20 protein-coding genes and 1 tRNA gene are annotated in these 26,996 nt (G+C 42.5%); 12 read left to right on the plus strand and 9 right to left on the minus strand.

Annotated features, from left to right (window positions below; all coding sequences use genetic code 11):
- Positions 1-38: 38 nt before the first annotated feature.
- Complete coding sequence (locus tag LC586_RS02445) at positions 39-1,577, minus strand: porin family protein (protein WP_229482779.1); 1,539 nt, start codon at positions 1,575-1,577, stop codon at positions 39-41.
- 553 nt (positions 1,578-2,130) lie between these two features.
- Between LC586_RS02445 and LC586_RS02450 the strand changes: the two genes are divergently transcribed.
- The 4 genes from LC586_RS02450 (at position 2,131) to LC586_RS02465 (ending at position 7,039) form a co-directional block, all read left to right on the plus strand.
- On the plus strand, positions 2,131-3,447 hold the full coding sequence (locus tag LC586_RS02450) for a FecR domain-containing protein (protein ID WP_229482780.1): 1,317 nt from the start codon (positions 2,131-2,133) through the stop codon (positions 3,445-3,447).
- Positions 3,448-3,667: 220 nt separating this feature from the next.
- Positions 3,668-5,044 (plus strand): glutathione-disulfide reductase, encoded by a 1,377-nt coding sequence (gene gor / locus LC586_RS02455; RefSeq protein WP_229482781.1) that lies wholly within the window; start codon positions 3,668-3,670, stop codon positions 5,042-5,044.
- A 95-nt stretch (positions 5,045-5,139) separates the two neighbouring features.
- On the plus strand, positions 5,140-5,781 hold the full coding sequence (locus tag LC586_RS02460) for a YqiA/YcfP family alpha/beta fold hydrolase (RefSeq protein WP_229482898.1): 642 nt from the start codon (positions 5,140-5,142) through the stop codon (positions 5,779-5,781).
- Positions 5,782-5,893: 112 nt separating this feature from the next.
- Positions 5,894-7,039 (plus strand): histidinol-phosphate transaminase, encoded by a 1,146-nt coding sequence (locus tag LC586_RS02465; RefSeq protein WP_229482900.1) that lies wholly within the window; start codon positions 5,894-5,896, stop codon positions 7,037-7,039.
- A gap of 8 nt (positions 7,040-7,047) precedes the next feature.
- Here the strand turns inward: LC586_RS02465 and LC586_RS02470 are convergent, their stop codons facing one another.
- Both LC586_RS02470 and LC586_RS02475 read right to left on the minus strand, forming a co-directional pair.
- Positions 7,048-7,602 carry a hypothetical protein gene (locus tag LC586_RS02470; protein WP_229482782.1) on the minus strand — a complete coding sequence of 185 codons (555 nt, stop codon included), beginning with the start codon at positions 7,600-7,602 and terminating at the stop codon, positions 7,048-7,050.
- Positions 7,603-8,444: 842 nt separating this feature from the next.
- Entirely contained in the window at positions 8,445-9,077 is a 633-nt protein-coding gene (locus LC586_RS02475; RefSeq protein WP_229482783.1) for a GNAT family N-acetyltransferase, read from the minus strand.
- Positions 9,078-10,099: 1,022 nt separating this feature from the next.
- On the opposite strand from LC586_RS02475, the gene LC586_RS02480 reads away from it, so the two are divergent.
- From LC586_RS02480 to LC586_RS02490, 3 genes are all read left to right on the plus strand, one after another.
- The gene (locus LC586_RS02480; protein ID WP_229482784.1) at positions 10,100-13,645 is read left to right on the plus strand and encodes a response regulator; all 3,546 of its coding nucleotides are present in this window, start codon (positions 10,100-10,102) and stop codon (positions 13,643-13,645) included.
- Positions 13,646-13,713: 68 nt separating this feature from the next.
- Positions 13,714-14,970 (plus strand): hypothetical protein, encoded by a 1,257-nt coding sequence (locus LC586_RS40490; protein WP_267921638.1) that lies wholly within the window; start codon positions 13,714-13,716, stop codon positions 14,968-14,970.
- A 50-nt stretch (positions 14,971-15,020) separates the two neighbouring features.
- A tRNA-Gly gene (locus tag LC586_RS02490) sits at positions 15,021-15,091 on the plus strand.
- 613 nt (positions 15,092-15,704) lie between these two features.
- On the opposite strand, the gene pstB is transcribed toward LC586_RS02490, so the two are convergent.
- The 4 genes from pstB to pstS all read right to left on the minus strand — a co-directional run bounded on the left by pstB (position 15,705) and on the right by pstS (position 19,785).
- Entirely contained in the window at positions 15,705-16,511 is an 807-nt protein-coding gene (gene pstB / locus LC586_RS02495; protein ID WP_229482785.1) for a phosphate ABC transporter ATP-binding protein PstB, read from the minus strand.
- 57 nt (positions 16,512-16,568) lie between these two features.
- On the minus strand, positions 16,569-17,450 hold the full coding sequence (gene pstA, locus LC586_RS02500; RefSeq protein ID WP_229482786.1) for a phosphate ABC transporter permease PstA: 882 nt from the start codon (positions 17,448-17,450) through the stop codon (positions 16,569-16,571).
- A 19-nt stretch (positions 17,451-17,469) separates the two neighbouring features.
- Positions 17,470-18,420: a phosphate ABC transporter permease subunit PstC gene (gene pstC / locus LC586_RS02505; protein ID WP_229482787.1), complete on the minus strand. Its 951-nt coding sequence runs from the start codon at positions 18,418-18,420 to the stop codon at positions 17,470-17,472.
- Positions 18,421-18,603: 183 nt separating this feature from the next.
- Positions 18,604-19,785: a phosphate ABC transporter substrate-binding protein PstS gene (pstS, locus tag LC586_RS02510; protein WP_229482788.1), complete on the minus strand. Its 1,182-nt coding sequence runs from the start codon at positions 19,783-19,785 to the stop codon at positions 18,604-18,606.
- 900 nt (positions 19,786-20,685) lie between these two features.
- On the opposite strand from pstS, the gene LC586_RS02515 reads away from it, so the two are divergent.
- From LC586_RS02515 to LC586_RS02525, 3 genes are all read left to right on the plus strand, one after another.
- The gene (locus LC586_RS02515; protein ID WP_229482789.1) at positions 20,686-21,273 is read left to right on the plus strand and encodes a biotin transporter BioY; all 588 of its coding nucleotides are present in this window, start codon (positions 20,686-20,688) and stop codon (positions 21,271-21,273) included.
- A 77-nt stretch (positions 21,274-21,350) separates the two neighbouring features.
- The gene (lspA, locus tag LC586_RS02520; RefSeq protein WP_229482790.1) at positions 21,351-21,827 is read left to right on the plus strand and encodes a signal peptidase II; all 477 of its coding nucleotides are present in this window, start codon (positions 21,351-21,353) and stop codon (positions 21,825-21,827) included.
- A gap of 63 nt (positions 21,828-21,890) precedes the next feature.
- Positions 21,891-22,031 (plus strand): hypothetical protein, encoded by a 141-nt coding sequence (locus LC586_RS02525; RefSeq protein WP_229482791.1) that lies wholly within the window; start codon positions 21,891-21,893, stop codon positions 22,029-22,031.
- 5 nt (positions 22,032-22,036) lie between these two features.
- Here the strand turns inward: LC586_RS02525 and LC586_RS02530 are convergent, their stop codons facing one another.
- Positions 22,037-22,693: a hypothetical protein gene (locus LC586_RS02530; protein WP_229482792.1), complete on the minus strand. Its 657-nt coding sequence runs from the start codon at positions 22,691-22,693 to the stop codon at positions 22,037-22,039.
- 432 nt (positions 22,694-23,125) lie between these two features.
- Here LC586_RS02530 and LC586_RS02535 point away from each other — a divergent pair, with 432 nt between their 5' ends.
- Positions 23,126-25,396: a transglycosylase domain-containing protein gene (locus tag LC586_RS02535; protein ID WP_229482793.1), complete on the plus strand. Its 2,271-nt coding sequence runs from the start codon at positions 23,126-23,128 to the stop codon at positions 25,394-25,396.
- A 67-nt stretch (positions 25,397-25,463) separates the two neighbouring features.
- Positions 25,464-25,790, plus strand: coding sequence for a four helix bundle protein (locus LC586_RS02540; protein WP_229482794.1), 327 nt, complete (start codon positions 25,464-25,466; stop codon positions 25,788-25,790).
- On the opposite strand, the gene LC586_RS02545 is transcribed toward LC586_RS02540, so the two are convergent.
- The gene (locus LC586_RS02545) at positions 25,764-26,993 is read right to left on the minus strand and encodes an RNA-guided endonuclease InsQ/TnpB family protein (RefSeq protein WP_229482795.1); all 1,230 of its coding nucleotides are present in this window, start codon (positions 26,991-26,993) and stop codon (positions 25,764-25,766) included. The genes LC586_RS02540 and LC586_RS02545 overlap by 27 nt on opposite strands.
- Positions 26,994-26,996: the final 3 nt, after the last annotated feature.

Genomic DNA, 26,996 nt, shown 5'->3' on the forward strand with positions numbered 1-26,996 from the left:
TAAATAAATGACAAAGGACAAATGACAAAGGACAAATTTCAAAACTGACCTAATTGCAAACTGTAATTAATACTGAAAAACCAGCCATCAAAATTAATGTTTTCGGCGGTTGAACTACCTAAACTCACTCCAGCCTGCACATTCATATTGCTGGTATCAGATATTCGGTAATTTAAGTGCCCGAATAGCCGATGAAATTGGTCTTCTCGATCGCGCTGTGTAAAGTCCGAAAAATTCACCTGGTAGTCAATACCAACCTGGAGAGGCTTTTGCAAGTAGTAGTTCAAAGACACCCAAAAGGAATTGATTATCCGATCGCGACTTTGGGGATCAGCAAAATTTACACTCAATTCGTAAAAGCTATTTAATATTAATTTTGAAGTTAGGGGATCTCGCCGTCCTAAAGACACTTGCAAGGAATTCTGATTTAAAAAGCGATCGCCTGCTTTGAAGCTATCCAGGCGATCGCTGTTGTTGGCATGAAATAACTGTTGATTGCTCCAACTAACTTCTCCATACATTCGCTGCGACAGTTGCTGATAAATACTGAGATTAAATCTCACTTGGTTGTAATCGTATTGTGACTGATTGATATAACGAATGAGATTGCCATCAATTGAACCGTTTACATAAGTCTTAGCTGCCAAAGGGAAATATGCAGAGGCTAACGTCAGTCCAGAAATAATTAAACCATCTTCTATGGGACTATCATTTGAAGAAAAAATATTACTCGTCTGGAAGTAGGCTACACGCCCTTGTAGATAGCCTATAGGTTTAAACTTAACTACGGGTTGTTCTATTGGTGGAAAAGTAGGCTGTTCTAAGGGTCGTAACCGCACCCGCAACCCCAATTCGGGATCGCTATCAGATTCAGGTGGCTGTTTTGGCAATTCTAGCAACTGCATTAGCCTCTCTAGCCTTTGAGACTGATTTATCTCAGGTGCATTCAACAGTTCCTCTTTTGAGTCTGGAGGAGATGTAGGCAAATCACTTGGCTGCAATTCTAGCTGTGGCGGGTCATTTTGGTTTTGAGTATCCCCAGGTTCTTCGGTTGTGTCTGGGGCTTGAGTAGTTTCGGGTGTTTGCTGCGCCAGCTTTAACGAAGAGGCAGGGGGACTCGGGGCCCCCACGGAATGGGGATTGGGGGAGAGGGGGCAGGGGGCAGGGAGAAATGATCCTTTCTTCCTGTCGCAAAGCAAAGCAGAACATGGGTCTGAATCCCCCACTTCTATTAAGTGGTTATCGTACCCTACGGGAAGCTGGCGCAACAGGTGGGGCCGAATCCCCATTTGAACTATCTCCCCAGCTAAGAGTTCCCTGCTCAAGAGCCTCTTTTTCAACGGCATCTGCGAGTTTAAAGGATGCGACTCACTGGACTGCTTGCACAAAGAGTTAATTACCTCTTGCTCCAAGTTCTGACATAGCTGATAATTTACCTGTGTGTTTGCTAAATTTTTAGACTGGCAAATATCTGTATTTGCAGATTCTGCCGCATCTACTCTAATGCAACACCAGCTTCCACCACTGGAAGCTAACAAAATACAAAAAAACAAATTTTTCCAGTTTTTGAGTCGCATCTGTTAGATTGCGTTTATCGCTTTTGGCAAATGTAGACCCACAAGCTGTATCGGAAGTTCCGACTCAGAATATACAATTGAGTACATTTATCTTAGCTTTGTAGGTATATACTGAAACTACAAACTGAAATTGCCGCTTTTCGGATTTTTCCCCAGATTCTTTTGCAAAACTGAGATGATCGGATATAGTTAAAGTTTATGCTCAAATTTAGTGAAATACAGGCAGTGACTCATTTTACACAGATCCCTAACAACTTTTTGTCCCTGTAGCTGCTCTGATTAGAATGGATTATCTGTAAGGTTCTCCTCATTTAATTGTTAATATCAAGCAAGTACTAACCTTGAAATCTGCCGCAGGCTTTATTGTATCTAATGCCAGTTTCATAAAAAAACTTAAATCAACTAAACACATAATTTATTCGTTGTCTATTTTATCTATTAAATGTAGGCTAAAGTACAAATAAATTTATTAAATAAAATCGCTATAAAAATTATCAGCAGCTTCAAACTTGAATTTTTTTGGTATTAGTTGAAAATCAAAAGTTATCAAATTATGTTTTATAAATCGTTTCCATTGTTAGTGATTGCTTTATGGGGAGTTATAGTAGTGCCTTTGCCAAATAAGGTAAGTGCCATAACCCCTTTGACGCGAGCAGAGATTCAAAACCTCCGCAACATGGTACAACTGATACCCAAAGATAAACTGAAGAAACGTCCTGCACGCAAATTAGATGCAATCACTCCTGGGGACGGGCTGTCAACTGGTCAAGCTTCCCTAGCAGATTTGCGTTTCAATGATGGCTCTTTGGCCCGAGTTGGAGAACAGGCGTTATTTCAATTTTTGCCGAAGACTCGTGACTTTAAACTGTCAAATGGGACTGTGTTGCTGCTCATCCCACCAGGAAGGGGGCAAACACGTATACAAACGCCAAGTGCAGCAGCAGCAATTCGTGGTTCAGCATTATTTGTACGCTACGACCAACAAACAGACACGACTATTGTGGGTGCGCTGACAAATAGCGGCATTGAAGTTTCTAACAAGGAAGGTGAAACTAAGGTGCTGGAAGCAGGGCAGATGATAATTCTAATTAAAGGGAAATTTCAGAACTTATATGATTTTGATTTAAGAAATTTTTATGAAACGAGCGAACTGGTTCGGGAACTTGATTTGAACAGGCAAAGTCCTGTGCCGACACCTGATCCAGCAATCACCAGTGTTCAAGCCGAAACTACTGCGGCTTTAGAAGCACAGCCACCGATAAAAGGCGAGGGAGTAATTGAAAACCCCTCTTTTGTGCAGCTAACTCCTAGTCCTTCAAATTCGCCTAGTAGTAATGATGTTATCAAAGATAATTCCTCAGCAAACTCTTCAGATTCAGAGAAAACAGGACAAGCATCGACAAATACTAACCAGCAGAGTGTACCAAGTAGCAAGGTAAACACTGAGGATAGTAACGTTGGTGTTGATTCTAGTAGAACCCCAACAATACCTCAAACTTCTCCAATAGAAAAGCCGACGAGCCAAAACACACAAAATACTCCACAACCCGCCGTTGGAGGTACAGTCACCCCACCGCCTGAGACTAGAACTCCACCGCCTGAAACTACAACTCCACCGCCTGAAACTAGAACTCCACCGCCTGAAACTAGAACTCCACCGCCTGAAACTAGAACTCCACCGTCTGAAACTAGAACTCCACCGTCTGAAACTACAACTCCACCGCCTGAAACTACAACTCCACCGCCTGAAACTACAACTCCACCGCCTGAAACTACAACTCCACCGCCTGAAACTACAACTCCACCGCCTGAAACTACAACTCCACCGCCTGAAACTACAACTCCACCAGACCCATTGGAAACCACATAAAACTGCTGAGGTATTCTGTAATCAGCGCCTCATTAACTACTCCCTCTACAGCAACCAAAGCAAAAAGTGATATTCCCTACGACCAGAGAACATCTGCTAACGCTAGATTAAATCAAGGACAGGACTTACACAGAGTTCACCGGATATCCTTATATAGTTCAATGACGTTTTCTGTGTAAGTTCCCAGGAACTGATTTATTGCTAAAGAGAACATAAATTTATGACTTTTGATTACGACCTGTTTGTAATTGGTGCGGGTTCTGGAGGTTTGGCGGCTTCCAAACGGGCGGCTAGCTATGGGGCAAAAGTGGCGATCGCTGAATATGATTTAGTTGGTGGCACTTGTGTGATTCGCGGTTGCATTCCCAAAAAACTCATGGTCTATGGCTCTCACTTTCCTGCACTGTTCAGTGAAGCTTCAGGTTATGGCTGGAAAGTAGGTAATGCCGAGTTAGACTGGGAACATTTCATTACATCTATAGATAAGGAAGTTCGGCGACTGTCGCAACTACATATCAGCTTTTTAGAAAAGGCGGGAGTGGAACTAATTTCTGGTCGCGCCACATTGGTAGACACTCATACAGTAGAAGTGGATGGACGCAAAGTTACAGCAGATAAAATTTTAATTGCTGTTGGTGGGCGTCCCGTCAAGCCAGATTTACCAGGGATGGAATATGGCATTACCTCCAACGAAATCTTTCATCTAAAAGAACAACCAAAACACATCGTCATTCTTGGCGCTGGTTATATTGGCACAGAATTTGCCTGTATCATGCGTGGTTTGGGTTCTAATGTGACACAAATTACCAGAGGTGAAAAGATTTTGAAGGGGTTTGATGAGGACATCCGTACAGAAATTGAAGAGGGGATGACGAACCACGGAATTCGGCTGATTAAGAATAATGTGGTAAAAACAGTTGAATGCGTGGCGGAAGGTTTTAAACTTACTTTGTCAGGAGAAGACCAAGAACCAATAATTGCCGACGTGTTTTTAGTGGCGACTGGTCGAACTCCTAATGTAGATGGACTAGGTTTGGAAAATGCTGGGGTTGATGTCGTCGCCAGTTCTATAGAAGGGCCAGGGTACAGTACCACAAATGCGATCGCAGTCAATGAATATAGTCAAACAAATCAACCGAATATCTTTGCCGTTGGCGATGTCACTGACCGAATCAATTTAACTCCCGTCGCCATTGGTGAAGGTCGCGCCTTTGCAGATAGTGAATTCGGCAATAACCGCCGCGAATTCAGTCACGAAACTGTTCCCACAGCCATATTTTCTACCCCAGAAGCCGCTACAGTCGGCTGGACTGAAGCCGAAGCACGGGAAAAACTCGGTGATGCCGTCAAAATTTTTCACACTCGCTTTCGCCCCATGTACCATAGTTTGACTGGTAAGCAAGAGAAAACAATGATGAAGTTGGTGGTTGATAGCAACACTGACAAAGTGCTAGGCGCTCACATGGTGGGTGAAAATTCCGGTGAGATAATTCAAGGTGTAGCGATCGCTGTGAAGATGGGTGCAACTAAAAAAGACTTTGACGCCACCGTTGGTATCCATCCCTCAGTAGCGGAAGAATTTGTCACAATGCGGTAATAAGAGTTAGGAGTTAAGAGTTATGAGTTATGAGTTGAAGAAAGAAACTCATAACTTAAAACTTAAAATTCTTAACTTCTCACTCCCAACTATCTATAGCTTTGCAATATATATATCTTCACGGTTTCGCTTCCAGCCCTAATTCTGCCAAAGCGCGGGATATAGGCGATCGCTTTGCCCAAATTCACACAAAGCTAAAAATTCCCGATCTAAATGCTGGCGATTTTTCGCAGTTGACAATCACTCGTCAGATTACTCAAGTTGCCGCAGAATTCAGTAATAATTCTACGCCAGTAACGCTCATTGGCTCAAGTTTAGGCGGCTTGACCACTGCCCACTTGGGACAGCAATATTTACAAGTACAACGTCTTGTGCTGCTAGCACCAGCTTTTGGGTTTTTATCCCATTGGTTACCCAAGCTAGGCGATGAAGAAGTACAGCGTTGGCAACAAGAAAAATATATCATGGTCTACCACTATGGGGAGCAGCGAAAGCTTCCCTTAAGTTACGATTTCGTTACAGATGCTGCCCAATACCAAGAGAAGTTTTTGCAACGTCCTATCCCCACCCTGATTTTGCATGGGAAAAACGATGAAGTCATCTCCATCGAAGCTAGTCGTAACTTTGAGCGTTTGCGTCCTTGGGTGGAGTTAGTCGAACTCGACAGCGATCACGCCTTGGGTAATGTTATGGAAGAAATTTGGCAGGCAATTCGCCTCTTTTGCCAATTACCTTGAAGCTGTAAAATATTAAACTCTCATATAAATAATGTCCTTAGTCATTTCTCCTTTGTTAGTTACCAATGACTAATGACTAATGACTAATGACTAATGACCAATGACTAAAACTATGCTTCCTTTTATCCGTTCAGATTTAGCCCAATTTACCGCGTACAAACCTCACCCCAGCAGCGATACAGCCGAATCTGTCCTCGTGCAATTTGATCGGCTAGATACAAATGAAAGCCCTTATGATTTACCACCTGAGTTAAAAGAGAAGCTAGCCTGGACGTATCAGCAAGTAATTGAAACAAATCGTTATCCCGATGGCGGACATGAGACACTTAAAGATGCGATCGCCCAATACGTTAATGAATCAGGCGCCATCTCGCTATCTAATACTGCTGCCAATATTTCGGTTGGAAATGGTTCAGATGAACTAATCCGTTCTTTATTAATTGCCACCTGTCTAGGAGGAGAAGGTTCAATTCTAGTTGCCAATCCCACTTTCTCTATGTACGGGATTTTGGCACAAACTTTGGGTATTCCTGTAGTCGCGGTGGGTAGAAATGCAACAAATTTTGAAATTGACTTAAAAGCTGCACAGGCTGCGATCGAAGAAACTCAAAATCCCCCGATTCGCGTAGTTTTTGTAGTGCATCCCAATTCACCGACTGCCAATAGCTTAACTACGGCAGAGTTGGCATGGTTAAGAAGTTTGAGTCAGCATATTTTGGTAGTAATTGATGAAGCTTACTTTGAATTTAGTCAAACTACCCTAGTAGGTGAATTAGCACAACGCCCCAATTGGGTGATATTACGCACTTTTTCTAAAGCCTTTAGATTGGCATCTCTCCGTGTTGGCTATTGTGTCGCTCATCCCGAAGCGATCGCCATCTTAGAAAAAGTTCGCTTACCTTACAATCTCCCTAGCTTTTCCATAGCAGCAGCATTAGTTGCTTTACAAAACCGCACACTCTTATTGGAGTCAATTCCCCAAACCCTGAGTGAACGAGCCAAACTCATCGAAATTTTATCCCAGCAACCAGAACTACAAATTACCCCAAGCGCTGCTAACTTTATTTACCTACGTCTTAAACCAAATAGCTTTAATTCACCCGATGCTGCGCTAAAAACTTTCCACCAGAAACTTAGAACACTTGGCACCGTTGTGCGACACATTAGCCCAGGATTGCGAATTACTGTAGGGACAATAGAGGAAAATGCCCGCACCGTTAATCGAGTACAAGCTGTTTTGGCAAATTTGGAATTCTAGCAATTCGCTCAGTAATTAAATCGGCTGTTCACCTCACTGCCCAAACGGCGTACTATTCCCACTGTTTGTGGCAGCACACCTACTAAAAGAGCAAAAGCAACATCCGGCAGAAGAGCCACTATATCTGGTGGAAAGTATTGTTCAAATTGATCGAGAATTTTCTGAACTCGCTGCCCAGGCACTGGGTTTTCTGTAATTTGTTTGATCAATCGAATCCACTGTCGCCTAATCAAGTAAGCCTTCTGGCGTTCTTCATTAGATTCGGGAGTTAATAAAGATAGATTACCTATGGGCAGTGCCCTTTGACAATCACAATCGTAATCCCCACCTACAGCAGCCCCAGGCCCAGCAAACTCTGCATGGTAACGTTTAAAGAGGATTAATCCATTTCGTCTACGACTATTGACGATGAAAACTTCCCCACTGTGCAAACGTGTAAGGATATCCGAGCCTTGCGATTGCTCAGTTCCGTCTGGCATGACAAGAGAATCAAGGAAACTAGCTTCAGGGTAATAAGTTGATACCATAGAAGTCTGATAGCGCTGATGCTGTTCGCTATCCATGTTTTTTAAACTTTTAACGAATTTGGTAGTAGTATGCACTTCAAAACAGAATTAGCTGTTATGTCAAATCTGGTTTTTGAATTCTTTATATTATCAAGAGTCTTTTGGCGAATTTTACTAAGATAGTAATAAATAGGCATTGTTTAGTAATTGAGTGATCATATTTTATGAGATCTAACTAGATTTGTCTTCCAATTCCGAGAGGGTTTTCTTAAAGTTTTTATAAAGATGAATATCTTAATTAAAAAGTTATTATGAGCTATTGCTAGTTTTCTCAGTCCAATTGTACAGCTATTTTAATTATAATTAATTTATTTATCTATATAAAATATTCTAAAATAATTGTCGTTTAATAGCAAATAAAAAAGACAAAGTTTAATAAGTTAATCATTTAAGATAAGTTTTTAAAAGTTATATCTTTCTTAATATTACGAATAATAAGCTCCGTAAAAAGTCCAAACAAAATAAATATGCTTAAAAGAATTATTTAAAGCTATATAGCAGTCCTAAATGATTCATAAATTTTTTTGCTTCTTTTCTTCTCTACGAGACGCTACGCATTGGCAAAAACCTCTCGTAGAGATAGTGATTCGATAAGTTTTTCAAAAATCTAAGTGTATGTAGGGTGCGTTAGGACGGAGTCCGTAACAAAGTCTTTGGACAGTGCTGTACTTTCGTCTGACACACCCTACATGTATTTCAAAAATAAAATATCAGTCCTATAGCTAATACTAGCTTAGTTTTAATTAAGTTAGTTTGTGCTTTGATTGTCTATATTGGTGAGAAATTTTCCCAAAAGTAATTACAACATTAAAACTTACTTATTATTGCTAAAAGAAAATTCAAATAGTGGAATCAGTACTCAGATGCTTGTGCAATAACATTTGGCTTGAACGTCTTAGGAAAAATTTATTCCAATTCGATTCGACTTTATGCACCCGATATCCCAACTTGAAATAAAGTTGCCTTGCTTGATGGTTATTTTCCAAAACGTGGAGATATAAGTCTTGAAATCCCCAGTCACGAGAAACTTTTTCACAGCTAGTCAGTAACCCTGAAGCGACACCGTGTCTACGGTATTGTGGGTGAACTGCTAAATTAGATAAGTAAGGAAAACCCATGCCAACCTGGTTCCACGAATCACTGTAACGTACACCCAGTTCTACACTTCCCACTAAGTTATTAGCCGCACCAGTAGTAGCTTCAAAGGCGACTAAACAAATATGACGCGACGGAGGTGATGCCATGCGATGCCTTAAGTCTTCGTAAATACCGAGACGTAGTAATGGAAAAGCCCATCCCCACATACCCTGTTGGGAGTGAAAGCTTTCAGCAATAATTTGAGAAACACCGATCAAATCAGCAGGTGTAGCTGTACGAATTTGAAATTGGCAGCAAGCTGGATTGATTGGCTGTTGCTGGTATGGATGAAAAAACCGATATTTCAAGGCTAGTTTAGTATTGATTTTATTCAACGAAAATTTTCTCAAATATCCTCAAACACCATTTAAACTGAAGAAAAACTTTATATCTGCCCAGGATATTGAACTAACCTAAAATCGCTAATTCGCTTTTGCTTGTGGAGCATACAAAGTTTTACACTTTAGTTTGGGGTTTTATAGTCTGTATTTTTGGAAAAGTCTTAGAAGTTACAGCTTCATCAATCTACAATCTTAAGTTCAGTAGGTTCAGGTGCATCCCTTGCTTTAGGTAGGGAGGATATCAGTCTGTCTACCACAAAAACATCTGTAAAGTCGAACAGGTTTAGGTGAATGGGTAGATAAATAGCATAACCTGTCCGTAAACATTACCTACAAAATTGTTAAGTAAGTACACTACCGACAAATTCTGCTTGCAAACCACCTTTAGTTACAGTACTGAACTTGCTTATGCAATTGCCGCTACACTAACAGGACTTTACTACTAGGTCATAGTAACAGGATGTGCAGGTACTGGGGAAGAATCTCCAAGATCCCTAATCCCTAACTTCTTAACCCTACACTTGTCTTAATGATAGTTCTGATTGCTAAATTAGAAGGAGGTATTTGTCTAATAGTATACTTTGGCTTTAAATCTTATTGTTTTAATATTGCTGGCTCTACCATGACTACCATAAATAAAATTTACCTGCAAGTGTTAGTACAACTGCTGCAAAGGGAAAACTTAATATGCAGCTTCATCTGGATTTTTCAGCTAGCTATGAGCGCTGTATGTAGTATCAGACATTGCTCACAGGAGGTGAAGGAAGATTTGGCAAGCAAGGAGCGACTCTGTAACCCTAAAACTGATTATGAAAGCAATTACACTGCACCAACGCAATCGGTAATAGGCATAAGCCATTGAGACGAATTACTGTGCGTAAACGCTTCTACACTCAGCAGTCATGTAGCCAAACAGCCTTATTGGTCGAAATGCTCTGCTCTTACCTGACTCAGAAAAATTCTTACCTGATCAGATTATTCTTTATCCGACTGCCGTTGCAGCAGGAAAGCGGTGCATGAAATCCCAAGCAAACAGTAAGCCTAAAATTTTGGTTGTCGATGATGAACCAGACAACCTTGATTTGCTTTACCGCACTTTCTATCGTGACTATAAGGTGCTAAGGGCGAACTCTGGCCCTGCGGCACTCGATCTGCTGGCTCAAGAGGGAGAGGTCGCTGTGATCATCTCCGATCAGCGGATGCCGATGATGAGCGGTACAGAATTTTTGAGCCTCACAGCAACTCAATATCCAGATATTATCCGGATTATTTTAACTGGCTACACCGATGTCGAAGACCTGGTGGAAGCAATCAACGCTGGTAAGGTATTTAAATACGTCACTAAACCGTGGGAAGCTGAGGAACTCAAAGGAGTGGTACGCCAAGCTTTGGATACTCACAATGTCCTCAAAGCCAGAACCCGTGAGCTTACCCGCACACTCCGACAAGAATCGCTGCTGAATACTGTCACAAATACGATTCGCAGTGCTTTAGACTATCGCCAAATTTTGCAGGCAATTGTAGATACAGTGGGTCACATGTTGGAGGTGGATGTTTGCCTGTTGCGTCCCTTCCAAGATGAGCAGTTAGCGGATAAAGGATTTATTTATCAGAAGGCTCTTTCTGAAGAAGTAGGGGAACAGACACCAGCAGAGGTGCAGGCAAATAGTTCTTCTGCTGTGTCCCTCTCACCCTCTACCCCTCTGCCTCTTTTGGCTCAAACTGTGTGGGAAACTCGTGAAGTCCAGGTGATTCACGATGTAACTGATGATGAGCGTATTCACGGTAATACTCCCGAACTGCGCCAACGTGAGGAAGCTTTTGCTGCTGCTAACATTTGCTCTAGTTTAGTTGTGCCATTGATCTGCCAACAAGAACTGATGGCAGTGCTGGCGCTGCATCAGTGTTCTCTACCTCGCTTTTGGGGGGATGATGAGGTGCAGCTAGTGTTGATGGTGGCGGATCAGGCAGCTTTAGCTTTGTCTCAAGCTTATGCTTACGAACAAGTACGTGCCCTTGCCAAGCGAGAAGCCCTAATCAATACGATTACTAGCGCTATTCGCTCTAGTCTAGACCCCCAAGATATCTTTGCGGCTATTACTCAACAACTGGGACAAGCTTTACAAGTCGATGGCTGTGTCCTGTCTTTGTGGACAGAGGAAGATGAGTTTGTCGAGTGTGTAGCGTTGTATGACAGTTTTCAACATTCGGAAAATTTGCATAGGCACAGCCCAACCCAGGCATCGCCAGCCCCAGACGATAATCCAAGTAGCAAGAATAACCTATTGCCTCCGAGATTACCCTATTCTCAAGCATCTATACAGGAGAATCCAATCCTCCAACAAATGCTACAGACACATGAACCTGTGGTAATTGGTAATGTGAGCCATTCTCCCTCAGATGTGCAGGGTTTTGATTTGCCGTTAAAAATGCCAGCGCGATCGCTAATGTTTGTGCCATTATTGGCTGATGGTAAATGCATCGGTAGTATTACGTTGCATGAAGGTAAAAAAGTACGCCAATGGCTGTCATCTGATATTGATTTGGCAAAAGCAGTAGCAGCTCAAGCAGCGATCGCTGTGCAGCAGTCATACCTATATCAAAAAACTCGCCAACAAGCTGAACGCTTACTGGAATTAGATAAACAAAAAACCGAATTTTTCCAAAATATTTCCCATGAGTTTCGCACACCGATAACCTTGATTCAAGGGCCTTTAGAGTCGGCGGTGGCGGCTGGTGAAGGATTATCTTACTCCCAAAGTGCGATCGCCCTGCGTAACTCCCGCCGCCTGCTGCGACTGGTAAATCAACTCCTAGATTTACAACGCTTGAATGCGGGGAGAATGCAGCCTAGCTTCCATCCCTGCGATTTAGCAGAATTTGTCAGCCAAATTGTGGAATCTTTTCGTCCCTACTGTGAGAAAAAGAGACTGCATCTCGTTACCCAGTTAGATGACTGTTCCCCGGTGTACTTGGACATGGAAAAATTTGACAAGGTGGTTTATAACCTCCTGTCAAATGCCATGAAGTTTACTCCCGAAGGTGGGACGATTAGTGTCAGACTAAAATCTGAGCGCGATCGTTGCATATTGCAAGTACAAGATACTGGAATTGGCATTGTTAAAGAACAAATTCCCCACCTCTTTGAGCGCTTCCGCCAAGCTGAAGGTTCAGCAAACCGATCCTATGAAGGTAGTGGTTTGGGTTTAGCTTTAGTTAAAGAATTGGTCGAATTACATGGTGGTCAAGTCACTGTGGAATCAGTTTATGGCCAAGGCACTACCTTTAGTTTATGGCTTGTGACTGGAAATGCTCATTTACCTACACAGCAAGTACTAGAAACGCCTACCGAACTGAATACAAGCCGCGCTAGCGTAGAATTGGCTGATTTAGAACTGGTATCAACAACAGACAATATTGAAGATATTACAATAAACCTCTCCCCCAGTATTGATACTCAAGACTCAGCACTTAAGACTCAGCACTCAATTTTAGTTGTAGATGACAACCCGGATTTACGAACCTATGTATCTGAGATTTTCCGCCGCAACGGCTATCATGTACGCACAGCTCGTAACGGTTATGAAGGGCACAGTATAGCTAAAGAAATTATACCCAGCTTGATTGTGACTGACTTAATGATGCCCTTGGTGAGCGGACTTGAAATGATTCAGCTGATCCGCCAAGAGGAGAAGTTGAAAGGAATACCAATCATTCTGCTGACAGCAAAAGCTGACGAGGAAACCCGCATCGAAGGTACAGAACATGGCGCAGATGCTTATTTAGCAAAACCATTCAACGATCGGGAACTTTTGGCGGAAGTTCGGAATCTTTTGGCATTGAAGGAAAATGAACGGCGAATCGTGGAGTTAAATACTTATCTAACTGAATCGGTGCTAAAGCGGTTTTTACCGGCTGTATTGGTGCAAAAAGCCGCAACCGGAGATTTAACGTTAGATTTGCGCCCAGAACCACGCTTAATTACAGTTTTGTTTAGTGATATTGTGGGTTTTACACAGCTATCAAATACTCTCAGATCCCGACGAGTCGCAGAATTGCTAAATGAATATTTAGAAGCTATGACCAAGGTTGTATTTGGCAATGGCGGCACTGTAGATAAATTTATGGGAGATGCTATTTTAGCTTTATATGGAGCGCCGGAAGAGCTAACCCCAAATGAACAAGTGCGTCGTGCCATCAATACAGCAAGGGCAATGCACCGCTCACTGGCTGAGTTGAACCAGCGCTGGCGAAACCAAGGTGTATTCGATGGTGACAGACTTACTAGCGTCCAGTTTCGGTGCGGTATCCACCAAGGTACTGCTGTTGTGGGGATGTTTGGTAGTGCTGAACGGGCTGATTATACTGCCATTGGCCCAAGTGTGAATATTGCTGCAAGGTTGCAAGCTGCTGCTGTTCCCGGTACGATCCTAGTTTCTGCTGCCGTGGCAGATTATTTGCAGGAAGAAGAAATTATTAAAGGTAGTCCGCTAGAACTTAAAGGAGTAGATGAAACAGTTTTGACTTTTGCTGTTACACCAGAAGTAATGGTTAATCGCTAAAATTTAGACTGGTATTTTAAAGCATTAGCAATGAGTAATACTGCCTAATCATATCCAGTTTATATAATATGACACCATCAGTTGCAGACAAAACTCCAATTCCAAGCAAAGTCTGGAGGCGACACACCGATCCACCAGCTTTGTGGATTTCTGTTGTTATAGGTTCAGTCTCTCTGCACTTGCTAGCGTTCTGGCTGATGCGCTCATCTAATGCATTTAGTCTTTGGTTTCCCCAACAAAGTCAATCTGCTGTTCCCATTGAATTGATAGACATTGCTCCCAAATCAAAATCAACAGCCAAAACAGTTTCGCCAAAGCCATTATCCTCAACTCAAAAGTCTGTACCAGCACGTTCACCACAAACAGCACGAACTACGCCTAGAAATCAAGATTTTGGCGCAATAAATTCTGCGGATAATCTCCAGCAGAAGAGGCAAACTTACGCCTCTCAACCTAATAGCCAACCCTTTAGACAACAGAGAGTTGCTACGGCGACACCGACGCCGAAATCTACACTGACACCGACACCTACACCTATAGTTCCAGTCAGTAATCTACCTTGGAACCGCCGTCAAGAAATCAAACTGGGAAAGGGAACGCTACTACCAACAGGTGTTCCATCAAATTCACTAGGTTCGGAAGCTGAAAACAAAAAAACGCCACCTACCTCCGCTCAGAAAACTCCAGTAACTCCGACTAGAGAAACTCTACGCACCCCCCCCGCTCAGGAAACTCCAGCAACTCCGACTAGAGAAACTCTACGCACCCCCCCCGCTCAGGAAACTCCAGCAACTCCGACTAGAGAAACTCCACGCACCCCTACTCAGGAAACGCCAGCAACACCGACTAAGGAAACTCCACGCACCCCTACTCAGGAAAGTCCAGCAACACCGACTAAGGAAACTCCACGTACCCCCACCCAAGGAGCATCAGTAGCAATAGTAGCTCCTTTGCTTAGAGATGAAGTCAGCAGCTTGATACAATCAGGAAGATTACGACAAGATGCTTTACCCGACGTTATCGCTTTATATAGGGGAAGCAACACAAAACAATTAGACTCAAGTTTTCTTGTCCAGAATTCTGGACTTGAACCAGCACAACTCTTGGCTAGCTTAATAATTGATAACAATGGCAATTTTCAACAGGCTGTAGTTCTAGAAATAGAACCAGCAACACTGCAAAGTGAAAAAAGCACATACCAGCAAGTCCTCAGCGAAGTTTTCAAAACAGAAAACTTTATTGCTGCTCACAACAACGATGGCACAAAACCAGAATTGAGCAATCTGTATGTCAGGATCAACATCCAACCTGCTAATTCCAACTAAATGCTTGAATTTTTCCAAAAGCTGTGTTAAATTTATAGGGTTGGAATTTTGCGGGCGTAGTTTAGTGGTAAAACTATAGCCTTCCAAGCTATTAATGCGGGTTCGATTCCCGCCGCCCGCTTAGAAAAAGTCTAAAATGCACTAGTGCAGCACGGTGTAAATCCACCTGATATTTTAAAGGCAAGAGCAAAAGCCCATTTTCCAAGCTAGGCAAACTTCCGCCACAATGTACTACTACTGTGTGAAGCTAATAATGCTTGGATTAAATAACGAACCGCAGAGGCACAAAGAACACAGAGAAAGATTCTAAGATTTGGTTTACCAAGGATTGTTGGCTTGACGGACTACTAGTGCAAGAAGTAAGTCTGGGCTTGGTAAAATAATCAGTTAAAAAATAACTGTTTAAATCATGGAATGCCTGCTCTGTAGTTATCACAAAAGCTACAGCTAGATAATAACTAGCAAGTCAAGCCAATACTAGTACTGCGATATGTGTGGGACTATTTTTGAGTGGGTATCTTACCCATGCAGTCAATGTAAGTCTTAATATTAAACAGCTTAATTATTGCTTTTCTTTACTAAGAAACAGCCATGATTGATCAAGCGATGCCTGCGGCGGGCTACGCCTACGCTAACCTTGGCAAACAAATAAAAAACTAGAGGAATATCGCCCAGCTTTAATTTCCGAGTATCCCTCATTGTTCTAACATCAACAATGTGTAATGTTTATCTACTTATCCAAATCTACCGCTAACGTAATCTCTGGTATCTTGCTGCTGAGGATTGTTGAAAATTAATTCTGTGGCGTCGTACTCTACCATGTAGCCGTTACGGCCTCCGCTTTCTGTAGTTTTAACATTAAAAAAGGCTGTTTTATCAGAAACCCGCGCTGCTTGCTGCATATTATGGGTGACGATAACGATGGTATATTGCTCTTTAAGCTGGTGAATTAGTTCTTCAACCCGCAACGTGGAAATAGGGTCAAGGGCAGAGCAAGGTTCATCCATTAATATAATTTCAGGTTGAACTGCGATCGCACGAGCAATACATAACCTCTGTTGTTGTCCACCAGATAAAGACGAACCACTTTGTCGCAGTTTATCTTTGACTTCATCCCACAAAGCTGCTTGTCGCAAACTCCGTTCTACTAATTCATCCATATTACCTTTGTAGCCGTTGATTTTGGCTCCAAAAGTAATATTGTCATAAATTGATTTTGGAAACGGGTTTGGTCTTTGAAACACCATCCCAATCCGACGACGCACTTCTACAGGATCAATGTCGGATGCATACAAGTTTTTATCGTAAAAAAGTATTTTACCTTCTGCCCGAAATGACTCAATCAGGTCATTGAGGCGGTTATAGCATCGCAACAAGGTACTTTTACCACAACCAGAAGGGCCGATAAAGGCTGTAACCTGATTTTTTGGTATATCTAGCCAAATATTCTGCAAGGCTAAAAATTTGCCGTAGTAAACGTTGAGGTTTTCGGTGCGTAAAACGGTTTGAGTATCGTTGACTGTGCTAATGTTGTTAGCCATAAATTAAATGTAGTATTAGTTTTAGCGATACAAATCCGCTATATAGATGCTATTTGACTAAGCTTTCTTGCGAGTTGCCCAGCGAGCGATGATACTTGTGATTAGAACCATCAATACCAAAATCAAAGATGCTGCCCAAGCTAGTGATTGCCAATTTTTAAACGGAGAAATAGCATATTTATAAACCAAAACAGCAAGGGAAGCTGTGGGTTCAAATAAGCTACCTGGCCAAAAATTGGAAAATAGCGCGGTAAATAGTAAAGGTGCGGTTTCTCCAGATGCTCTGGCGATCGCTAACGTTGCCCCAGTTACAATTGCTGGTAGGGCTGCTGGCAACACTACTTGACTTACTGTTTGAAAATTAGTTGCTCCTAACCCTACAGATGCTTGTCGCAAATCTTGCGATACTAACTGCAAGGCTTCATCAGTGGTTCGGACAATGATTGGCAACATCAAAATTGCTAATGCAAACCCTCCACCGAGAGCAGAGTATGATCCTAAGTTTAACTTTACCAGTGTTAAAACTACAATGCCATAGGCAAATACTCCAGCAATAATTGAAGGGACTCCACTCAGGACATTAGCCGCAAAACGTACCCATCTCGCTACTTGGGCCGAGCTAAATTCTGTGATGTAAATCGCCGCCAAAACACCAAATGGAATACTAATCAGGGCAGCAATTCCTACCATTAATAGTGTACCCAAGATTGCATTACCAAAACCTCCTCCCTGTTGTAAAGCTTTGGGTGGCAGTTCAAAAAAGATGCTGGGACTCAAACTGCTAAAGCCTTGAATAATGACGTAAGAAAGCACTGCTAGCAAAGGCACAAGTGCCAATACCCCACAGATAAATGCGACTACTGTCATTACTGTATTAAACAGTGTCCTTTGAGACATGGGAGCGCGAGTTAGACTGCGCTCTGGAAAACTAGAAGTCATAATTCAACCCAAAACTAAGCTACAGTCGCTTGACTCTCAGAACGATAAACTCGGCCATGATATTAACTACCAAGGTCAAGAAGAATAGAACTAAAGCAGCGTACATTAAAGCCGAAACTTGCAAACCACTAGCTTCTGAAAATTGATTTGCCAGTAGAGAAGAAATCGTATTGCCTGGTGCTAACAGTGAGATACTAATGTTGTTGGAATTACCAATCAACATTGTTACAGCCATTGTTTCTCCCATTGCGCGACCGAGTGCCAACATCACAGCGCTAACTATCCCCGAAAAGGCTGCTGGAATCAGAATTTGTAAGATAGTTTCCCATCGGGTTGCTCCTAGTCCTACGGCGGCTTGGCGCAAACTGGAGGGTATAGAAATCAAGGCATCGCGCGATAGGGCTGTGATGATGGGCAAAGTCATAATTGCTAATATGACTCCTGCCGGTAACATTCCTGGGCCTGTAGGGGAGGTGCTAAAAAATGGTATCCAGCCAAAGTAACTATTGAGCCATTTTCCCAAGTTAGTTAAGATAGGCACTAAAACAAAAATACCCCACACACCGTAGACAACGCTGGGAATAGCTGCGAGCAGTTCTACTGCAAAAACCAGTACCAACTTCACTTTGGCGGGTAAAAAATCCTCGCTTAGTACAATAGCAGTACCAACTCCAATCGGTACAGCTATCAGTAAACCGATAAAAGAACTCAAGAGAGTTCCATAAATTTGAGGTAGCACCCCGTAGCTATCATTAACTGGGTTCCAAATGGTGTTAGCTAAAAAGCTAGCACCAAACTTTTGCATTGCAGGCCAAGAAGCAATTGCAACCTGTAAGCCGATCCATAATAAAGCGGCAGCAACCCCAAAGGCGAAAATTTTAGTAAGCCAAATAAAACCCTGATCTAGGGACTTTTCTACATCAGAGCGATTTTTTGTCGCTGATGAAAGGTTTTGAGAATTTGTAGCCATGACTACCGACTTTCACAATTAAATCAGAAGAAGATATGGGAGGCAACCATATCAACAAATTTGTTGCCTCATTGGTTTTAAAACTGAGACATTGGTAAGACAGAGTTCCAAATTACGAATGCTTATAGTTTAGTAAGCAGCCTAAAAGTTATTGTCTAGGAATGCCTCAAGTTTTGACTGTAGCTACTTGCTAGCGCTAGTACCACTACCAACAGCGATTTTATATTCTGGACTGATTTGATCGGCAGCAGCAGCCACCTTTGTAATGACGTTTTGGGGTAAAGGAACATACCCTAGTGCCGCAGCATTCTTCTGACCCTCAGTTAAAGCGTATTCGATCGCAGCTTCAACTGCCTTAGCTTTTGCCGCATCGGGATATTTCTTGTAAGCCAAAATCCAGGTGTAAGTGACGATGGGATAGGAATCAGCGCCTTCGGGATCGGAAATGAAGACGCGGAGATCAGGGGGTAGAGTCACTGATGCCAGAGTTTTAGAGGCTGACTCCTCAGTAGGTACAATAAACTGACCGCCTTTGTTTTCCAAAGCAGCAAACTTGAGATTATTTTGTTTGGCATAGCCGTACTCGACATAACCAATAGAACCTTGTGTTTGTTGGATTTGGGCGGTAACACCCTCATTCCCTTTAGCACCAACTCCCTTAGGCCAATTCACAGTTTTGCCTTCACCAACTTTAGTCTTCCACTCTGGGCTAATAGCGCTGAGGTGTTTTGTGAACACACCTGTTGTTCCGCTACCATCAGAGCGATAAACAACTGTAATCGTCTCTTTAGGAAGTTTTACACCTGGGTTAGCCTTGGCAATTTGGGGATCATCCCAAGACGTGATTTTGCCTAGTAGAATATCAGTGTAAACGGCTCGTGGTAGCTTTAGTTCTGCAACATCTGGCAAGTTGTAAGCTAGGACGATGCTACCAGCAGTTACAGGCAGTAAAATAACGCCCTTATCGGCTGGCACCTTCTGGATTTCTTCATCCTTCATGGCAACATCGCTGGCACCAAAGTCTACAGTCCCTTTGATAAACTGCTCAACTCCAGCACCGCTACCAACTGAGGCATAGTCAACTTGCAGATTTGGATATTTTTTGTTTAGATCCGTAAACCATGTATCATACAGTGGTGCTGGGAAAGACGCACCAGCCCCGCTTAACTTGAGATTTCCACCCAAATCTAATTTGGTTGTGCTGGAGGCAGTGGTATCTGTAGCAGTGCCAGAAGGAGTATCCTTGGTGGCTGTATTATCTGGGTTTTGCTGTCCGCCACATGCAGCTAGGCTGATTGTCAGTGCTAACACTGAAACTGAAGCTGTGAGGCGATGGATTTTTGTTACACTAAGAGGTGAGGGCATCGCTATCAATGTTTGGGTAACTTTTCAGGTGAGCGCTTCTCAGGATACCCCTAAAGGATGAAGGTTAAGGTAAAGGATAGGTTAACAAAGCAAAAAATGCTTGTTTCTTTTGATGAAGAACAAACACTCGTTTCTACTTTTGCTTGATAAAATTTATACTGCTGCTTTAGTCACATACAAACAAATAGTACCACAGGAAGTTGGTTATAGATATTTACAAAACTCTATTATTAGTGTAACTTTGTTTGTCAAGTGATAAAAAACATGTAAAAAAATGACCAAATGTGGTAATATTTAAAACTTAAATAAATTTGGGAACTTATGAAACTTCTTGCTGCTTATAGCTCTAAGCAGACTTAAAGTCATAACTAAACAATCTAAGTTTAGTCAGTGAAATTATTGTTTAGAGAAAGCATAAGAAAAATCATAAATTGCCTATTTTATGGAGAGTAGGCGGGGCGATCGCTAAAAAATAGTGAATTAAGGACTATCTTTACAACTTTGTAGCAGAAGTTGGCATTGAGTCTAAAAATTTAAATTTAGTTTAAATACTATATTTTACTAATATTAACATATTAGGTATTAGGTCAAATACCATAATCAGACTACATTTAATTCAATAACATTACAGCTATAGACACCTAAGCCATAATTTGCAGAACTGAAAAGTTACATACCAAAAAGGCAAAAAAAATATGCTAATTCTTAGAGGTGTCAGCACAAATGTTATTTTAACACTAATGAATATACTAGTACAGCAGGCGCGAAAATAAACATACCATTTCAAATGGTGCAAAAGCCTGGAATACAATTATGCGTGACTTTTGAATGCGTGACTTCCGCCTTGCGGTACTAGTAGCTGTTGGTTTTCCCTTTTGCCTTTCCCTGGTTGACTGATAAATGTTTGCTGCTTCCAATCAATTACTATGGTCCATGATTGGCTTACTCCTGACAATGGGTGGCACCTTCCTAGACGCTTATGGCATCACCTTACCTTGGAGTTGGAGTAAGCACGGAATTCAGACAATTTCATTAGGTGTCACTTTTCAAGTTGGCGCAGTATTGTTGGTGGGTTGTTTAGGGGGCAAAAATGCTGGTGCGCTCTCACAAATTGCCTATTTAGTCATGGGGTTGACCTTATTACCCGTATTTGCCGATGGCGGCGGTATTGGTTATTTTAAGTTATCTAAGTTTGGCTATCTACTAGGCTTTATTCCTGGAGCTTGGATTTGTGGCTTGTTCGCTTTTAAAGCTAGACCTCGACTAGAAACTCTCGCCTTTAGTTGCATCTGTGGCTTGTTAACTCTCCACATCTGCGGTATTACTTATTTGATTATTAGCTATATTTTCCAGTGGAAAGGCACAGAAAACCTACCCTTGATGCAAGCAATCCTTAGATACTCCTGGTTTGCACTACCAGGGCAACTAAGTGTGGTCTGTGCCGTTACTGTAATAGCATATGTATTGCGTCACTTAATGTTTTATTAGTCATGAAGGGGCTAGAAATTTAAAATCCCTAGTCCTTAGTCCCTAGTCCCTAGTCCCTAATCCTAGCCCCTAGTTTCATGCGTTTAAAAAATCGCCTTTTCTGGATAGCTGCCTTCATAGCTTTTTTCTTAGATCAAATAACAAAATACTGGGTGGTGCAAACCTTTAGCTTGGGGCAAACACTACCACTCTTACCTGGAATATTTCACTTCACCTATGTCACTAATACTGGTGCCGCTTTTAGTCTATTAAGTGGGAAAGTAGAGTGGTTGCGCTGGTTATCTTTAGGAGTGAGTTTAGTATTGATAGCGTTGGCCTTGTTTGGCCCAACGTTAAATTTATGGGATCAGTTGGGCTATGGCTTGATTTTAGGTGGAGCTATGGGCAACGGTATTGATCGCTTTGTTTTAGGCTACGTCGTTGATTTTCTTGATTTTCGCCTGATTAACTTTGCTGTATTTAATGTGGCAGATTCATTTATTAGTATCGGTATTGTTTGCCTGTTAATTGCTTCCTTGCAAAAAACACCGACTTCAACTGACAGGTCGCATTAAACTATTAAGCCTGGGATGATTAATCCCAGGCTATTGATTACTAAAACCCTTGCTCAGTCCTATATGCGAAGACTTGATCCATTGGTTCTGGCGATTTTGATTTGTTATTTTACACCAGTTCGCATAACTGGTGTAAGAGGTGAAGATGCACTGGCGATCGCTGATGGCAAACTAGTATTCAGATTATTATGCCTCAGCTTTTAATTTAATTATCGACTAGGAGTTGGCGAACTAGAGCCTGGAGTATTATTGGGAGAACCAGTACTTGGTTCGGGATTGCTGTCAGTAGTACCAGACTCAGGTGTAGTTGGGTTTCCTGGTACGGTAATGCTGCCAGGAGCGCCAGACTCAGGTGTCGTTGAGCTTCCTGGTGCTGGAGTTAAGTTGCTAGGAGCGGCAGGATCAGATGGGGTAACAGTTCCTGGTGCTGGAGTTAAGTTGCTAGGAGCGGCAGGATCAGATGGGGTAACAGTTCCTGGTGCTGGAGTTAAGTTGCTAGGAGCGGCAGGATCAGATGGGATAACGGTTGCTGGTGCTGGAGTGCTTTCGGGAGTGGCAGATCCAGCTCCAGGTGCAGTTGTACTATCTGGTGTGGTGGTGCTATCTGGTGTGGTTTCTGCTGGTGCTGTAGTGCTACTAGGAACGCTAGGGGTGAGTGCTGTGCCGCCCGGACAGCGGGAGTTAAGCGGAAAATTCTCGCACAGAATTTTCATCCCTTCTGGCGACATTTTAATTTCCGTTGGTGTACTAGTTGAGTCGCTACTGGATTGGGCTATGGAGGATTTACTAGATTCAGCTACAGCAATGTTAGCGGTGAATGCTAAAGATAAAGCTGCACCAATCAGACTCAGAGATTTTCCCATCATTCTGTAATTAACCTCAACGGAACACTCGGCCCATTAAAACAGACAATAGGATTTAGAAAATCTTCCTAAATGAATATATTTAGGTTTGTTTCAGAATATGTGGATATGTAAAATTGGTAAAAATTAAATCTGTTGTCTATGGATAACTAGTGTTTAAAAATACAGATTTTAAACTATGGTTGTAGTTATATAAGTAGTAATATTAGACTCAATAAGCCTTTGAAAATGGAGAGAAAATTTGTGTTTTTGTAGATAAGTTACAAAAATTACAAATACTTTTTGGTAACAGGCTAAATTTAAGTATAAATTAGGTCAAAAAGTTCCGTAGAGATAATTTATGCTTTGGCTTATGAGTAAAATGATGAAAGACTAACATCTAAATTGATTGTAATTCGCCCGATTCTTCACTAAAAAGTGTGATGTGAATAGCCGATGAGTTCTCCCCAACCCCCTCAAAAGCCACAAACTTTACTTGGTCAACTGACTCAAGCGGTACATACTATCCAAGCTAGGGTCGATTTTTCTAAATTGGCGCTTAAGCCTAATGCCAAAGTACCGGAACTCTGGGTGCAGGATGCGGGGGCGGATAAGGCAGAGGTATATCCACTGTTGGGCGATCGCTATATTCTAGGTCGTAGCTCCAAATCCAGCGATATCGTCATCCGTAACCCTGTTGTCAGCCAAATTCACCTGTCGCTATCGCGGAATTCTACTCAACGCACACCAGTTTTCGTGATCAAAGACGAAAACTCCACCAATGGCATTTATCGGGGCAAGCGTCGTGTCAATTCCCTAGAACTGCGTCACGGCGATATTCTGACTCTAGGCCCCCCAGAACTCGCCGCTTCTGTGCGGTTGCAATACGTCGATCCACCAGCCTGGTATGTGAAAGCTGCAAGTTGGACAGCTTATGGCGTCGGTGGTACTAGTGCCCTGTTAGCGTTAGTAATTGGTGTCGAATGGCTAAAATTTCAAGTTAAACCCCTACCTACAGCTACACGCGCCCCAGTAGTTGTTTACGCCCGTGATGGAGCCACTCCTCTGAGAGAGCCTCGGACTACCTCTCATGTAGACATGAAGCGTTTAGAGGAATTTGGCCCTTATTTGCCTGCTGCGGTGGTGGCTTCAGAGGATAGTCGTTATTACTGGCACTTTGGGGTTGACCCTGTGGGGATTTTACGAGCCGTGTTGATCAATAGCCGCAGCGGAGATGTGCAGCAAGGAGCCAGCACTGTTACCCAGCAAGTTGCCCGCAGTTTGTTCCGCGAGTATGTAGGCAGACAAGATACCCTTGGACGTAAATTGCGAGAAGCAGTTGTCGCCCTGAAGCTCGAAACCTTTTACAGCAAAGATGAAATTTTGCTGATGTACTTAAATCGGGTTTTTTTAGGGGGAGATACCTCTGGCTTTGAGGATGCATCCCAGTATTACTTTGAGAAGCCCGCTAAAGAATTAACTTTGGCAGAAGCAGCAACATTGGTAGGAATTTTACCTGCTCCCAACGCTTTCGATTTTTGTGGGGATGGGCCAAATAAGCTAGAAGCAGCTGAATACCGGAATCGCGTGATTAAGCGGTTGCTGGATATGGGCAAAATTAAACCTGAGGATGCGAATCGAGCTAGACGCTCCACTGTCCAAGTTAGTCCTAAAGTGTGTGAACAGCAAGCCAAGACGATCGCTCCTTATTTTTACAGTTACGTCTTCTCTGAACTTGAATCAATCTTGGGGGAGGGAGCTGCAAGAGAAGGAAATTATATCATTGAAACCAAGCTTGATCCAGCGATACAGAGTCAAGCAGAAGCAGCATTGAATAATTCAGTGAACAACGCTGGTAGAAATTTTAATTTTTCTCAAGGGGCGGTAGTCACTCTTGACTCTAGTACAGGCAGTATCCTGGCAATGGTGGGTGGGACTGATTACAGAAAAAGTCAGTTCAATCGTGCTGTTCAAGCCAAAAGACAACCAGGTTCCACCTTCAAAATCTTTGCTTACACCGCTGCTATTCAACAGGGAATTTCAGAATCAAAAAGTTATTCTTGCGCTCCTTTAACTTGGCAAGGCTTTACTTATAAACCCTGTCGTGCTGGTGCTGGCGCTAGTTTAGATATTGCCACGGGGCTGGCTCTTTCAGAAAATCCTATCGCTTTACGAGTTGCCAGAGAAATCGGGCTGAATAAAGTCGTGGCAATGGCACAGAATTTGGGAATAAAGTCAACACTTGATCCAGTTCCTGGCTTAGTACTAGGTCAAAGTGTAGTCAATGTTTTGGAAATGACTGGTGCTTTTGGCGCTATTAGTAATGGTGGTATACGGAATCCTCCCCATGCGATTAACCGAATTTTAGACAGTGGTGATTGCCGCGATCGCAATGATATCAAAACCTGCCGTGTAATCTACTCCTTCGACCAAGATCCGGATGCCAACAAACGAGTGCTGCCAGATAGTGTAGCCGATGAGATGACTAGTTTGATGCGCGGCGTAGTCACAAGAGGTACTGGTCGTAGTGCTGCCATTGGGCTGGGGGAAGCTGGCAAAACAGGCACAACTGATAAAAACGTTGACTTATGGTTCATAGGTTTTATCCCCAGTCGGCGGCTTGTAACTGGTGTCTGGCTGGGAAACGACAATAATTCCCCTACATCTGGTAGCAGCGCTCAAGCAGCTCAGTTGTGGGGAAATTATATGCGGCGGATTACAAAGTAAATTGGGCATTGGGCATTGGGCATTGGGCATTGGGAACTATTGATCAATAAATGATCAATGGAATTTTGTGAGAAGACCTGATTTTGAGGACTTAGAAGTTTATCAACTAGCCCAAAAGCTAGCTAATGAAATTTGGCGTATTGTTAAGGGATGGGACAATTTCACTAAAGATACACTGGGCAAGCAAATTGTTCGATCTGCTGATAGTATTTGTGCGAACATTGCAGAAGGTAGAGGTAGGTACAACGACCAAGACAATCGACGTTTTGTCAAGATTGCGAGAGGGTCTTTGTATGAAACTATCAGCTGGTTGAGGTTAGCCTACGCCAGACAGTTATTGACAAATGAACAGGTAAGCAGATGTGAACTACCCCAACTTACCGAGTACGGTTGAAGTTGGGGCTTCTGTAATCATAGGGGAGTGCCTAAACTTAGACTTTCGCCCAAGAGTAGGACTTACCCCCCCTCCTACAGCAGAGACGGCTGAACCTTCCGCCTTTATCATTCTGATCCCCTCTGCTCTTATGTTCTGCGCGGCGTTCGCGTCCCGGTCATGATGAGTATGGCAATGAGGACAAGTCCACTCACGGATATCCAACGGCATCTCACCTATTTGATAGAAACAATTAGAACAGAGTTTTGAACTAGGGAACCATCTATCAATCTCAACTAACTTTCCACCTCTGCGTTCTAGTTTATAAGCTAGAAAATTGGTGAATGTTCCCCAGCCACAATCAGATATAGCATAAGCCAATTTGTGATTACGAACCATGCCTAATACATGAAGATTCTCTACTATGACAGCTTGGCTATTGCTGACCAACTTATAACTAAGTTTATGCAGAAAATCCTGCCGCGAATTACTAACTCGCTCGTACACCTTGGCAACAACTTTTCTATATCTATTTCTTGACTTACTCCCCTTCTGTTTACGCGCTAACTTCTGTTGTTTACGCTTGAGGTTAAACTCATGTTTGGCAAGGTGTTTAGGATTGTCGTAAAAAGATACTTTTTCGCCATCAGTGACGACTGCAAAGTGTTTTAACCCTAGATCAATACCGTAAATTTTACCTTCTGAAATAATTGGATTTTCACCTTCAACTTCAGTCAGGATAGATGCGAGGTATTTACCAGAAGGCGTTTTACTCACGGTAACAGTTTTGATTTTCCCCTCAATCGCTCTGTGTATTTTGGCTTTGACCATCCCTATGTTACCAGGGAGTTTAACATTACCATCTACAATCTTGACGTTTTGAGGATACTGGATAGACTGTTTACCATGCTTAGATTTGAACTTAGGAAATCCAGCACGTTTCTCAAAAAAGTTTTTGTAGGCTGTAGTTAGATTCAGTGTCGTAGCCTGTAAAACTTGGCTGTAACAATCGGCTAACCACACAGTCTCTTCTGCCTTTTTGAGTGCAGGAAGAAATGCGTTGAGTGCAACACGGCTAAGTCCCTTACCCGTCTCCTTATAAGTCTCAATAGATTTATTTAGAGCATAATTCCACCACCATCTAGCACACCCAAAAGTTTGAGCCAGTTGTATTTGCTGCTCAAGTGAAGGATATAAACGGACTTGCACAACTTTGTGTAACACTCA

The sequence above is a fragment of the Nostoc favosum CHAB5714 genome (assembly GCF_020829495.1).
GTDB classification, from domain to species: domain Bacteria; phylum Cyanobacteriota; class Cyanobacteriia; order Cyanobacteriales; family Nostocaceae; genus Nostoc; species Nostoc favosum.